Source organism: Vibrio navarrensis (genome assembly GCF_015767675.1).
GTDB lineage: Bacteria > Pseudomonadota > Gammaproteobacteria > Enterobacterales > Vibrionaceae > Vibrio.
The window spans coordinates 43,929-56,615 of sequence record NZ_CP065218.1; the positions used below are offsets into that span (position 1 = coordinate 43,929).

Annotated in this window: 15 protein-coding genes; 10 read left to right on the forward strand and 5 right to left on the reverse strand. The window is 44.6% G+C overall.

What is annotated here, in order from left to right; genetic code table 11:
• Positions 1-20: 20 nt before the first annotated feature.
• Positions 21-1,265, reverse strand: a complete 1,245-nt coding sequence (locus tag I3X05_RS17000) for a GGDEF domain-containing protein (protein ID WP_045570905.1) — start codon at positions 1,263-1,265, stop codon at positions 21-23.
• Between the two features lie 205 nt (positions 1,266-1,470).
• Here I3X05_RS17000 and I3X05_RS17005 point away from each other — a divergent pair, with 205 nt between their 5' ends.
• The 9 genes from I3X05_RS17005 to I3X05_RS17045 all read left to right on the forward strand — a co-directional run bounded on the left by I3X05_RS17005 (position 1,471) and on the right by I3X05_RS17045 (position 9,940).
• Positions 1,471-1,848: a late competence development ComFB family protein gene (locus I3X05_RS17005; RefSeq protein WP_045570906.1), complete on the forward strand. Its 378-nt coding sequence runs from the start codon at positions 1,471-1,473 to the stop codon at positions 1,846-1,848.
• Between the two features lie 8 nt (positions 1,849-1,856).
• Positions 1,857-2,138, forward strand: coding sequence for an HlyU family transcriptional regulator (locus I3X05_RS17010; protein ID WP_045570907.1), 282 nt, complete (start codon positions 1,857-1,859; stop codon positions 2,136-2,138).
• Positions 2,139-2,443: 305 nt separating this feature from the next.
• Positions 2,444-4,000 carry a Re/Si-specific NAD(P)(+) transhydrogenase subunit alpha gene (gene pntA / locus I3X05_RS17015; RefSeq protein WP_045570908.1) on the forward strand — a complete coding sequence of 519 codons (1,557 nt, stop codon included), beginning with the start codon at positions 2,444-2,446 and terminating at the stop codon, positions 3,998-4,000.
• Positions 4,001-4,013: 13 nt separating this feature from the next.
• Positions 4,014-5,408, forward strand: coding sequence for a Re/Si-specific NAD(P)(+) transhydrogenase subunit beta (gene pntB / locus I3X05_RS17020; RefSeq protein ID WP_045570909.1), 1,395 nt, complete (start codon positions 4,014-4,016; stop codon positions 5,406-5,408).
• A gap of 159 nt (positions 5,409-5,567) precedes the next feature.
• Positions 5,568-7,022, forward strand: coding sequence for a sensor histidine kinase VxrA (gene vxrA / locus I3X05_RS17025; protein WP_045570910.1), 1,455 nt, complete (start codon positions 5,568-5,570; stop codon positions 7,020-7,022).
• Positions 6,997-7,659 (forward strand): response regulator transcription factor VxrB, encoded by a 663-nt coding sequence (gene vxrB / locus I3X05_RS17030; protein WP_045570911.1) that lies wholly within the window; start codon positions 6,997-6,999, stop codon positions 7,657-7,659. The genes vxrA and vxrB overlap by 26 nt, the downstream gene beginning before the upstream one ends.
• Positions 7,659-8,540, forward strand: coding sequence for a DUF2861 family protein (locus tag I3X05_RS17035; RefSeq protein WP_045570912.1), 882 nt, complete (start codon positions 7,659-7,661; stop codon positions 8,538-8,540). The genes vxrB and I3X05_RS17035 overlap by 1 nt, the downstream gene beginning before the upstream one ends.
• Before the next feature lie 63 nt (positions 8,541-8,603).
• Positions 8,604-9,734 (forward strand): conjugal transfer protein TraF, encoded by a 1,131-nt coding sequence (locus tag I3X05_RS17040; protein WP_045570913.1) that lies wholly within the window; start codon positions 8,604-8,606, stop codon positions 9,732-9,734.
• A 44-nt stretch (positions 9,735-9,778) separates the two neighbouring features.
• On the forward strand, positions 9,779-9,940 hold the full coding sequence (locus I3X05_RS17045; protein WP_082069705.1) for a YoaH family protein: 162 nt from the start codon (positions 9,779-9,781) through the stop codon (positions 9,938-9,940).
• A gap of 482 nt (positions 9,941-10,422) precedes the next feature.
• Here the strand turns inward: I3X05_RS17045 and I3X05_RS17050 are convergent, their stop codons facing one another.
• On the reverse strand, positions 10,423-10,749 hold the full coding sequence (locus I3X05_RS17050; protein WP_045570914.1) for a hypothetical protein: 327 nt from the start codon (positions 10,747-10,749) through the stop codon (positions 10,423-10,425).
• 438 nt (positions 10,750-11,187) lie between these two features.
• Between I3X05_RS17050 and I3X05_RS17055 the strand changes: the two genes are divergently transcribed.
• A complete protein-coding gene (locus tag I3X05_RS17055) occupies positions 11,188-11,607 on the forward strand; it encodes a DUF3653 domain-containing protein (RefSeq protein WP_045570915.1) in 420 nt (139 codons plus the stop codon).
• Between the two features lie 25 nt (positions 11,608-11,632).
• On the opposite strand, the gene I3X05_RS17060 is transcribed toward I3X05_RS17055, so the two are convergent.
• The 3 genes from I3X05_RS17060 to I3X05_RS17070 form a co-directional block, all read right to left on the reverse strand.
• Positions 11,633-11,758: a hypothetical protein gene (locus tag I3X05_RS17060; protein ID WP_264299474.1), complete on the reverse strand. Its 126-nt coding sequence runs from the start codon at positions 11,756-11,758 to the stop codon at positions 11,633-11,635.
• A gap of 135 nt (positions 11,759-11,893) precedes the next feature.
• Positions 11,894-12,298: a hypothetical protein gene (locus I3X05_RS17065; RefSeq protein WP_045572276.1), complete on the reverse strand. Its 405-nt coding sequence runs from the start codon at positions 12,296-12,298 to the stop codon at positions 11,894-11,896.
• A complete protein-coding gene (locus tag I3X05_RS17070) occupies positions 12,295-12,678 on the reverse strand; it encodes a hypothetical protein (protein WP_045572275.1) in 384 nt (127 codons plus the stop codon). Before I3X05_RS17070 ends, I3X05_RS17065 begins: the two co-directional genes overlap by 4 nt.
• Between the last annotated feature and the right edge of the window lie 9 nt (positions 12,679-12,687).

The window sequence follows — 12,687 nt, forward strand, 5'->3', positions numbered from 1 at the left end:
AAGCGGTTCAGACGTCAATCTCACTCTAACTTTATTTTAACTTGGTTGCGGCCCGCCTTTTTCGCTTGATACAGGGCCTCATCAGCCAAAGTGCGAATGGCATCGGGATCTTTAGAGGTTCGACTATCGGACAAACCAATGCTCACCGTTATATTGACGGTTTTGGGTTTGTCATGCGCATTTCCACGGCGTCTTTTACCATTATTGTGATCGTCAGGACGAGTTTTATCATCACGAATCACCAGCTTGTAGCTTTCAATGTCAGCGCGAATATCGTCGAGGTACTCTTCAACGTCGCGAGCGCTTTTGCCTTTAAATACAACAACAAACTCTTCTCCGCCGTAACGATAGACTTTCGCGCCACCATTGATGTTTAGTAGACGTGAACCAACCAACTTCAGAACATCGTCACCAGTATCGTGACCATAGGTATCGTTGAATTTCTTAAAGTGATCGACATCAATCATAGCGATAGCAAACTTTCTTCCTAAATGCTTTAAGTCCATTTCTAAAGCACGTCGGCCAGGAATCTGAGTGAGGACATCAATAAACGCGAGCTCATGACTGGCTGAAATAACGTAGATGATCAGCAAGATACCTGCGAGTGAAAACATGGTACTGGAAATGTATTTCACATCAAAAAAGATAAAAGTGACAGACGCGAATAATAGACAAGAATAGATCACGACTTCAATTGGGCGGTTGTGCATCAGCACGAGAATCGCGGTGCTAAGAACCACACCAATACTATAGGCAACCAATATGAAAGGGAGTTTCGACACATAAGGAATTGAAAACAAAATGCCTTTTCCCCATTGTTCAACACCGACTTCATTAAAGTAACCGAGAAACACATACGACCAAAGCAATAAAGTGGCAAGTACGGAGATATAAACAGCGATCGAACGATGGTGCATCCCTGTCGCATTAAATAGGTAGACAATAAAACACGCACTCGGTAATAGAAAAGCGAGCAGGGACAATTCGATAAGTGCAGAACCGGATGAAAGGGGAATCTGAAGCCGATTCTGAATCACAAAGTACGCCATCAGCATCGCCATCGATATCATGGCAATTCTACCTTGCTTAAATACACTACAGAGCAAAAAAGCGGTAATGAGAAAGAAGTAGGGTAAGTTTGCGGCCAGTCCCCAATTAGCTTGCGTGACTAAAATGATGTTGTCCATACCAAAAAAGATGATCCCGAGTAAAAATAGGGGGAAAATCATTCTGAACTGCGCAGAGGTAACGAACGGTAATGCCATTAAAAGCAGCTATCCTATAAAACAAACTTATGTGCCGAATTAACCTGCTAGGATACGATTATTTCTCGATTTTCCAAGCTTTTTGCTAAACTTAGTTAGGAATTATTGACGGTGTTGGTAAAAGTGAAATGCGTAGCTTGGACGTCTATAAAGCTTTAGTATAGAGTGACTGAAAGAGACTCAATTAAAACAAGGAGTTGTATAGATGCAGATCAGTGTAGATGTACATAACTACATGGAAACTTTAGTGGGTCAAGTACTCGCTCGAGAAGAATATACACAAGAGTTCACATCCGAACAATTGGCCGATTTGGCGTGTCTGGCGCTCGTGCAACTGAAACCTGTCTATATCAGGCATGATATTGATTTTTTGTCGGCATTACCGGAAGCTCGATTGGTACAATTTAAAAGAAATAGCGAAATTGCGGTAAAAAATGCAGAAAGTATGATCATTGACGACCGAAGACAAAATCGCAGTTTCGATGATGTACCCGTGGTATTTTCGCACGTTAATTATGACGATGACGCTACGTTAGAATGGTTTGAGAAACCAATTTTGCCAACACATAAGACACATAAATAAGAGGTTAAATGGGATTTTTTTCGCGTCTGTTTGGTTTAGAGACGAAGCCGATTAAGCAGCAACAAGTTGAGCCTGTTGAATACAAGGGGTATTTGATATACCCAGAGAGCAAAGCTGAAGGAGGACAATTTCGAGTCTCTGGACGTATCACCAAGGGGAACGAAGGTGAGGTAAAAACCCACCATTTTATACGTTCTGATCTCCTAACATCCGAAAGCGATGCCAACGAACTGATGATTAAAAAATCGCAGATGTTTATCGACCAAATGAAAGACGACATATTTAGTTAAAAATATCTCAGGATTTGATTCCAGTCATCTTTGCTAGAGCCATTAGTGTTTATGCTGATGGCTCTTTTTGTTTTTGACACAAAAGTGCAATCTATGTGGTTGTAAAATAACCGATAATTTTAGGTCTGGTTGGACCTCTGTCTTGTTAGTGCATCATTGTTTTATCTCATGAAGTGCGTAAAGTTCATTCATTACGTGGGGTTATATGTAATGAAATTTTGTATTTTAACTACAAAATGCTTGAAGTCGCATTCTGTGTCCGATACAAAAAGATGAGTAACAAGACCAATAGTCAAGGAATAGCTATGCAAGTTGGTGTACCAAGAGAACGACTCGCGGGAGAAACGCGGGTTGCTGCATCGCCCAGTTCGGTTGAGCAGCTAATAAAATTAGGTTTCGATGTTGTCGTCGAAACGCAAGCGGGGGCTCTGGCGAGCTTCGATGATGCAGCTTACGCAGCGGCTGGTGCGAAGTTGGTGTCGTCTGAAGAAGCCTGGAATTCAGAGCTGGTCTTGAAAGTCAATGCGCCGATCGTTGACAGTGAAAATGGCATCGATGAGATCGGATTGTTGCAAGAAGGTGCGACCTTAGTCAGTTTCATTTGGCCAGCGCAAAACTCTCAGTTGATGGAGCAACTATCGAGTAAAAAAATCAACGTATTAGCTATGGATGCAGTGCCTCGAATTTCGCGCGCTCAAGCGCTTGATGCGCTCTCATCCATGGCGAATATTGCAGGTTATCGTGCGGTTATCGAAGCAGCGCATGAATTTGGGCGTTTTTTCACGGGGCAGATTACGGCTGCAGGTAAGGTGCCGCCAGCAAAAGTGTTTGTGGCAGGCGCAGGGGTTGCGGGTTTGGCGGCCATCGGCGCGGCAGGTAGCCTTGGTGCAATCGTACGTGCATTTGACGTTCGCCCTGAAGTGAAAGAACAAGTTGAATCCATGGGCGCACAATTTCTTTCGGTCGATTACCAAGAAACCGCAGGCAGCGGTGATGGTTACGCCAAAGAGATGTCAGATGATTTTAACAAAAAGGCCGCTGAGTTGTATGCAGCTCAGGCAAAAGATGTCGATATCATCATTACAACGGCATTGATTCCAGGCAAGCCTGCTCCTAAGTTGATCACCAAAGAGATGGTTGACAGCATGAAGCCTGGCAGTGTTATCGTAGACTTAGCCGCCGCGAATGGCGGGAACTGCGAATACACGGTAGCCAATCAAGTTTTTACTACCGAAAATGGGGTAAAAGTCATTGGTTACACCGACATGGTTGGAAGACTACCGACTCAATCCTCTCAGTTATACGCAACCAATTTAGTAAACCTTTTTAAGCTGCTGTGCAAAGAGAAAGATGGCACGATTAACATCGACTTTGAAGACGTTGTGCTTCGCGGCGTAACCGTCATTAAAGATGGTGAAGTCACTTGGCCAGCACCGCCAATTCAAGTCTCTGCCCAGCCCCAATCCCAGCCGAAAGTGGCTGCCAAAGCAGAGAAAAAAGCCGAAGAACCCGTTTCTCCGGTGAAAAAACTGCTTGGCCTTGCTGCCGCTGTTGGCACATTCGCTTGGATTGCGTCTGTGGCTCCTGCTGCCTTCTTGTCTCACTTTACTGTGTTTATTTTGGCTTGTGTGGTGGGTTACTACGTCGTTTGGAACGTGACTCATGCGTTACACACACCATTGATGTCTGTCACGAACGCCATTTCGGGCATTATTGTAGTTGGTGCGCTTTTGCAGATAGGTCAAGGAAACGGAGCCGTTACCTTCTTGGCATTTATTGCCGTATTAATTGCGAGTATTAACATCTTTGGTGGCTTTACGGTAACCAAGCGTATGCTCGAAATGTTCCGCAAAGATAAATAATAGGGAGTCATCAATGTCTGCAGGATTAGTACAGGCGGCATACATCGTTGCTGCTCTATTTTTCATCTTAAGTTTGGCGGGATTATCCAAACAGGAATCGGCTCGTGCAGGGAACTATTACGGGATCGCGGGGATGTCGATTGCCTTAATCGCGACCGTTTTTAGCCCGAGTGCGCAAGGCTTTGCGTGGGTAATTCTTGCCATGGTGATCGGCGGTGGTATTGGTATCCACTTTGCGAAAAAAGTTGAGATGACTGAGATGCCGGAACTGGTTGCGATTTTGCACAGCTTCGTGGGTATGGCGGCCGTGTTGGTTGGCTACAACAGCTTTATCGCGCCACCACAACCGGTTTCTGTCGATGTCGCAGGAATGCACGCTGAACATGTCATTCATTTAGTCGAAGTTTTCCTTGGTGTGTTTATCGGGGCGGTAACCTTTACTGGTTCGATCGTTGCGTTTGGTAAGCTACGCGGGGTGATCTCTTCATCGCCGCTAAACTTGCCGCATAAGCACAAAATGAACTTAGCAGCGATCGTCGTTTCAACTCTACTCATGCTCTACTTCGTGAAAACCGACGGAAGCATGTTTGCGCTCATTGTGATGACGTTGATCGCGTTTGCATTTGGTTACCACTTAGTGGCGTCTATCGGTGGCGCAGATATGCCAGTGGTGGTTTCGATGCTCAACTCCTACTCAGGTTGGGCAGCGGCAGCAGCAGGCTTTATGCTGGCAAACGATTTGCTGATTGTCACGGGCGCGCTTGTTGGTTCTTCTGGTGCCATTCTGTCTTACATCATGTGTAAAGCAATGAACCGCTCTTTTACCAGTGTTATTGCCGGCGGTTTTGGTCAGGAAGTCGTTATTTCGTCAGATCAAGAATATGGTGAACACCGTGAGGTCAGCGCAGAAGACGTGGCTGAAATGCTGAAAAACTCAACCTCTGTCATCATTACACCAGGGTATGGTATGGCTGTTGCGCAAGCTCAATATCCCGTACATGAAATCACTGAGAAACTACGAGCTCAAGGCATTAATGTCAGATTTGGTATTCACCCAGTCGCGGGCCGTTTACCTGGCCACATGAACGTTTTGCTTGCAGAAGCGAAAGTGCCTTACGATATCGTACTTGAGATGGACGAAATTAATGAAGACTTCTCAGAAACCGATACCGTTTTGGTCATTGGTGCAAACGACACGGTTAACCCTGCCGCACTGGAAGACCCAAATAGCCCGATAGCGGGAATGCCCGTGCTAGAGGTATGGCACGCGAAGAACGTTATTGTGTTCAAGCGTTCAATGAACACGGGGTACGCAGGTGTTCAAAACCCTTTGTTCTATAAAGAAAATACGTCGATGCTATTTGGTGATGCAAAGGAGAGTGTCGACGCCATTTCTAAAGCGCTTTAAGCGGCACTGATACAACTCTCAAATCTCAAAGGTCGGTGAAAACCGACCTTTTTTATAACAAACGAGAACCTCTGCGCGAAATACCAAGCCATGAAAATGTCTATTTTTGTGAATATGTTGTATATTGGGGCCAGATTTCACTGTACTTAATCGTTAATTTTGTTCAAAAAGCGACTTTTCTCACTCATCATTAATCTTCTAATCCTGCCGCAAATTGCGTTGGCAGATTCGTTGCCAGAGCGCATAGACCGCTTTACCGAATTATTCGACTACCATAGTGCAGTTAAAAGCTATGACATCCGCGATATGCAGTCGACTTTCCCTACGCGCTTACTTTCTCCCGAATCCATGCAGCCACAAACGGCGAGCTACCCACTTAAAGATATACAACAGCTTTATCAACTGTCTAAAACCTGCAACGGAAAATTGCCTCTCAGTCCATTGATCACCGAGCCCTTAGTATTTACACGTGCGATGTGTAAAGGCTCTAAATTGACCTCTCGCTGGTTCTCACGTTCCGCGCTGATTCATCCCGGTGGTGGTACTTATGCGGCAAGATACGTCGAGAAATACCCAGAAGAAAAAGAAACGCTCAAGAAATACATGCATATCCAGGAGCGAGAGGAAGATCAAGGCGATGAATTGCTTACCAGCCTGAAATCAATGGATGAAGAAACCATAAATGCATTGATTTCGGGGGCAAACATGTTCCTTGAGAAAGATAACCTGTGGCTTCGTCGTGGCGATTACTACTATATTTTTGAGCAAGAGATTTGGTCAGCGAATGTTGAAAAAGCTGGTTTATCACTAACTTTGGCGTCCGATGCCGGAAGCTGCTTCGTCCAAAGAGGCAACATCTGCTGGAATCTAGAAGATCATTCGCAAGTGTTGCGCATATCAATGATCGTCCTCGTGATTGCCAACATCATGCTCGTAGCGGGTTGGGCGGTTTATCGTTGGAACAGTAAACGACAAGAGATGAAAAGTCGTATGCTGGTGCTACAAATTCTCACGCATGAACTTCGCACTCCGATTGCTAGTCTATCATTAACGGTCGAAGGGTTTCGCCGAGAATTTGAGCACTTACCGGAAACCGTTTATGATGAGTTTCGAAGGTTGTGCGAAGATACCCGCCGATTAAGGCAACTCGCAGAAGCAAGTAAAGATTATCTTCAGTCAGACAATCAGCCTTTAGCAACGGAATGGATACCTTCTGTCGAAGAGTGGCTAATGTTTAAACTGGAAGACCAGTTTCCCGAAAGTGTACAACTTTGCATTGATCGTGATGTAGCAGCAAAAATTAATGTTTATTGGTTGGGAACTTGTGTTGACAATCTTATTCGAAATGCAGTGAAGTATGGTGTTGCGCCTGTCGTTTTGAACGTAAGCACCAGTGACAGTAAATTAATAATTGAAGTGAAAGACAATGGCGTACTGACCAGTAAAGACTGGACGCATTTACGTAAGCCATTTGTCAGTAAAAGTGGTTTAGGGCTTGGCCTAACCATTGTTGAATCTATGGTTGGACGAATGGGAGGAAAAATGAAACTCATTGGTCCACCAACTACGTTTATTTTGGAGATACCTTGTGAAACAGACGTTGCTACTCGTTGAAGACGATAAAAATCTGGCAGATGGCCTATTGGTGAGCTTGGAGCAGGCAGGTTACGAGTGTTTGCACGCCGAAAGTATTTCTGAAGTGGAGCCGCTTTGGCAAAAAGCCGACTTGGTTATACTGGATAGACAATTGCCAGATGGTGATTCAGTCTCGCATCTTCCTGAGTGGAAGAAATCAAAGAATATACCGGTAATTCTGCTAACAGCTTTGGTCACCGTAAAGGACAAAGTGGCCGGACTGGATTCAGGCGCAAATGACTACTTGACAAAACCCTTCGCAGAAGCTGAATTATTCGCCAGAATCCGCGCGCAGTTGCGTTCCCCTGAAACATCAGAGCAGCTCAATATTGACCAAGTGGTGACAGAAAATCTGGTCATCGATAAATCAACCCGAGAAGTCTTTTTTAAAGGTGAGCAAATTACATTAACGAGAACCGAATTTGATCTATTGCTGTTTTTAGCGAGCAACTTGGGACGAGTATTCACTCGAGATGAGTTGCTTGACCATGTATGGGGTTATAACCATTTCCCAACTACGCGTACAGTAGACACCCATGTACTGCAACTACGCCAAAAGCTTCCTGGACTCGAAATTGAAACGCTGCGTGGCGTGGGTTATAAGATGAAAGGCTAATGCGCAGTCTCGTCCTTACTTCATTCGTTGCATCTCTCTTCGTTCAACCAGTCTACGGGGTAGACTGGTTTGAGAAGAATACGCCACTAACTCAAGCCCACAAACATCTTCTGGAAGATGATCTATCCGGCATGTTTGATTCGTTTGTCGAAGTCTGGCAATCATCACCGAATGATACCTTGAAATCGCACCTTAATGAGCTGCTGATATTATCTTTAGAGCGCGATTGTGGAAAATCACTCACCAAGAAAAAGCTGCCTGTATGGGTAAGCGGCGTCAATATCATCCGACAAACCATCCAAAGTCCCGGTAGGGATACTCACCGACTTGTTATTGATGTGAGATCAACGCGTTCTCTTAGTAATGTGAGTATTACACGCTGGATAGACCGCTCCGTTTCGGCAGATAGCCTATTTAATGAAGTCTCTGGTGACGGTGTCACGATTAGAGAAAACGAAAAACGTTACCAAAAGCGCTACAATTTATCAGGAAAACTGGAATCTGGACTCTATCGCCTTCTTATCGAAGCAGAAGATGGTAGTGATTGGAGTGGCTGGATAATTCTTGGAGAGCCCACAGCTCCTCAATATGTCCGTTGGGCATCGAAAGAGAATTGGAAGGTGGAAAAGCGTGCATTGATGAATCCATATTGTCCACTGCCAGAGATGAATGTAGGGTTATATGACTTCGTCAATGGACAATACGAACGGGTATGGAATAAGACCTATGAGTCTGACTATCCAGAAAGCCTTGAGCTTGAGGGCATTCCAAATGAGCGTTATGTCCTTGCCGTTAGCCTTAACACAAAACGTTGGCAAGGGGACATTATCGTTGAACAATCCCAGACCATCAGCCGTACCTACGATATTACGCAAGAATAAACGGCTAAATAAATCTTCTTCACTGCCGATACAAAACAAAAAGAAATCTCAGGATTATTTATCATGAAGATGAAAAACCGATATCTCGCAGCGGCCATCGCCACACTATGTGGTTCATCTGTCGCCAATGCCGCTAATTATGCTATTGAAGCACGAAGTGATGCGATGGGTGGTGTAGGGACGGTATCTGCCACTTATCTTACCGCTCCTTTCTTTAACCCAGCACTCACTGCCGTTTATCGCAGAAACGATGATGCAGGAATGATCATTCCAAGTTTTGGTATTAGCTACAATGATCCCGACAAACTGGTCGATCAAATTAAAGATCTTGGCGATCTTATTGCTGCTAGTGATCCTGGCGTCGTCGACGCGTTGAATAATATCAATGGTGATCAGCTCGACCTTGAAATCGGTGGTGTTGTCGCTTTTGGTATTCCAAATAAGTTTCTTTCTGCCACCATCTACGGTAAGGCCTACACAGAATCTTTCGTGACACCAACAATTGCGCCTGGGCCGGATCCAGATAACAGCTACGTACAAGCCGTATCTGTCGCGGTGACAGAAGTTGGCGTATCGCTTGGTAAATATCAGACTTTTCTCAACCAACATATGGCGTTTGGCGTAACGCCAAAGCTACAGCGAGTTTATACCTACTCCTACGCATCCACGTTTAGTGGCTATGATTCTGGAGATCTGCGCGAAAACGAAACTGCGGAAACCATGTTTAATCTTGATGCAGGAGCGCTCTGGTTTTACGGACCATTTAGAATCGGAGTGGCAGCGAAAAATCTTGTAGGTCGAGATATAAAAACCAAAGAATACACATTCGGTGGGACAAGTCCAGCCACCACAATTACCTCATATGATTATAGTATGAGGCCACTTTATACTGTCGGAGCAGGGATCGTCTCCGATTACTTCACACTGAGTGTGGATTACGATCTCAATGAAGAGAAGAAGTTCTCCGCTTTTGATGACAACACACAGATGCTTAGAGCGGGCATTGAAGTCGATCTGCTGCGGCAACTGCAGCTAAGGGGAGGCTACATGAAGAATATGGCCCGAGATACTGACGACACGATTACCGCAGGTATTGGCATATCCCCACTAAATCTGTTCGAACTGGATATTTCTGCCCGCTACACCAATGAAAATGCAATGGGTGCATCCATTAATTTCCTTGCGACCTACTAATCATCTCGCTATAGTCGGCTCCAAAGTAAAGGAGCCGAATTTTTATGTTTGATGATTTGCAACCGTTATCACATCAAGAACAGCAAAAAGCTGTAGAGAGAATCCAGAAACTTATGTCCGAGGGAATGAGTACAGCCCAAGCAATAAAAATCGTTGCAGAGCAGATTAGGGCAGAGTACAAGTCTAACGACAAAGCAACTCACTAGGTACAACCCCACAATAAAGCCGAAGTCAAAAAAGCAGAGCCAAAGCGCTCTGCTTTTTTTTTGCAAATAAATAACTCAAACACAGATCAATAGGTAAAGCCTATCTTTTTTGCCCTCTGAACTTTTGTCATAAAAGACCTTTGTATTGATGTTAAAATCAACGAAATCAATATGATATAACAGACATTAATACCAAAGCGACACCCTGTAATAAATTTTATGTAATTAAGTTACATAATGAAATAGTAGGAAGGCTATCCCACGACATATTGCTCTGATTAAAAATAAAAGTGACAACGTAATCACTTACGCTTCCTTGTTGCATAAGCCGTGCTCACTCTATAAGTGGTATTACTCATGGGGCTATTGCCACAGTTCGGACAAGGTCTTTGTCGGTTCACCTTGTGCAATCAGTTTCCCTTCACCTACACGATCCACGGTTGAAGGGGTAGCGCACATGGCCTCTGACCGGGTTAGGGTGATTACTCATGCTCACCTCCGTTGACGTCTTGCACTTGGCTCAGTTCAGAAAGGTTTGTTTGGATGTGTTCGCGGTATTTGCTGCGCGCTACGTTGTTGAGTTTGGCGAGTTGTTCCAGTTGCGCGAAGAAATTCGACGGTAAGCCCAACGCCTCGGGGGAAAGGTTTTCACTGAACAGCGCTTTAGTGGCTTTGAACATCACGTCTTTCATGTCCATCGCTTTGAAGCGTTCTATTTCAGCGCTAACGTTGTCTTTGTCTGTGAGTTGATCGGCTGCATCGAGCGCCTCCAATGCGCGCTGACATCCAGTGATAGAGAGTTTATTCATATTTCCTGCCGCCCGACGGTAAGGTTATTGAGTAAGCAGCTCGGTGTATACGGCATCGTTTGCCGCATCGAGTTGGGTTAATTTGGTTTTGTTGGCAATCATCGCTGAACGCTCCAAGAATCAGCGTGCAATTGGCGCATTTGAGAGGCTAACAGAGAACCAAAAAATAGCATGAAATGGCAGGCAAAAATAAAATGTAACGCATTGATTTAATAGCATTAGTTACCTTTCTTTTTGTCTATATTGGTGCGCATTATGTGCAGGTTATGTAAAATACCTAATCTACTAATAATTATATTATTATTAGCGGATTAACGACCTATTAAGCACCTCGAAATTTTTCAATTTGTTATAAAATAGGTGCTTTGGGTTTGTTGTCGGGTATATCATCTAAAAATATGATTTTTGTCCATTTAAATAAAATGAGACAAAGATCACATGTGTAAAAAGGTAAGAGACGAGCTCTATAACTTCGACCTACATATAAACCACGTTTCCGACTTATTACTTTGGCATTTTGATAGTGACAAAGAGGTGGCGGAATATTTCGGCGTGTCTGTTCAAACGGTTCGCAACTGGAAAACCAAGCGCAACTGGCCGCTTTCTGTCGTCCGGCTGCTGTTGGTTATGCATCGTGGCTACCTGCCTACAACCAAGGCATGGCGGGACTTTAAGATAAAAGGGGATGTGATTTACACTCCCGGAGGTCGGGCGATATCGGCTTATGACTTGATGGAACTCGATATAAAGATGTCCCTCGGTCATAACGTCGTTCAGTTCAGGCGAAAAAAAACGAATTCTAGATCTGTTCGTTATTTTCGCAGATTTTCTAATAGGGCATTAATTAAGCCAAAATAAAGCCCCTTGCGGGGCTTTATACATATTATTTTCGACGCACTTTGCGTTTTGTTGTTGGTTTCTTAGCCTCAATAATGCGGCCACCTTTGCCAAATCGAAAACCTTTTTTCAACGTACCGTTTGTTTTTAAAGCCTGTTTTTTAGTTGCCATCTTTCTTTCTCTCTTGTTCTAAAATAGTGATTCTTAAATTATGGGCGTTGGTCACTTTCGTCAGCGATATAGCAACCCATAAACTGATTAACGTGTCCGGGGTAATAGTCCAACCAGCCAATAAACTGAAATCCATCATTTCCCCCTACGGCTTGAGTAGTATTCGAGCAAGTAGCGAAGCATCGAGCGCATGCCAAGCGTATCGATCACTATGGCCCCGATTACCCACCAATACGGCTGCGGTATCTCTTCGAGGCTAGCAAAGCCTTGGTGGACATACTGCGCGTATCCAGGAATGAAACACATCACAATCGGAATGAAGAAGATGAAAAGAAACTCATCTTTCCAGCCTCGGGTTTTGATGCTGAGTTCATCTAGGCTAGTCGCTTGTGTGTCGCCAGCTTGTAGCCTTTCCAAGTTCTTATGGTGTATTTGCTGCTCAAACTCATCTTTTCGTTTGAGCTCGTTTGCCTTGTTTTGTTTGTGCTGGCGGTAGGCTTCGATTCCCCCCGTTAGCAATGTAAAGATACTTGTTATCATAAGATCGCCTCTGTGATGGGTTCGCCGATTAGGTGCCTGTATCGCGTTTTCATCGGTCGGCCAACTCCGCCGAACAGCTTGTAAAGTAGTGGCTGATAACCGCCGATTTTCCAATACACCGTTTCAGCCTCCGGGGTGAGCGTGTAATCTGCGGTGATATGGTGCTCTTGAATAATCAACGGTTGCAGCTCTACGGGCACATGGCCATTCAGCGCGGCGGTGATGTCACTCAGTAATTCGCCCGTAGGTTCGGTAACGACATCGAGCGCACTATCTACGCTTTGCGATAGACGGCCACGGAACCAGCGCCACATGAGATAAAGCAGCACCAGCAAGAACGCCGTTAGAGCCAGTTGTTGATTAAACCGCTGCAATACCATCGCGAATTA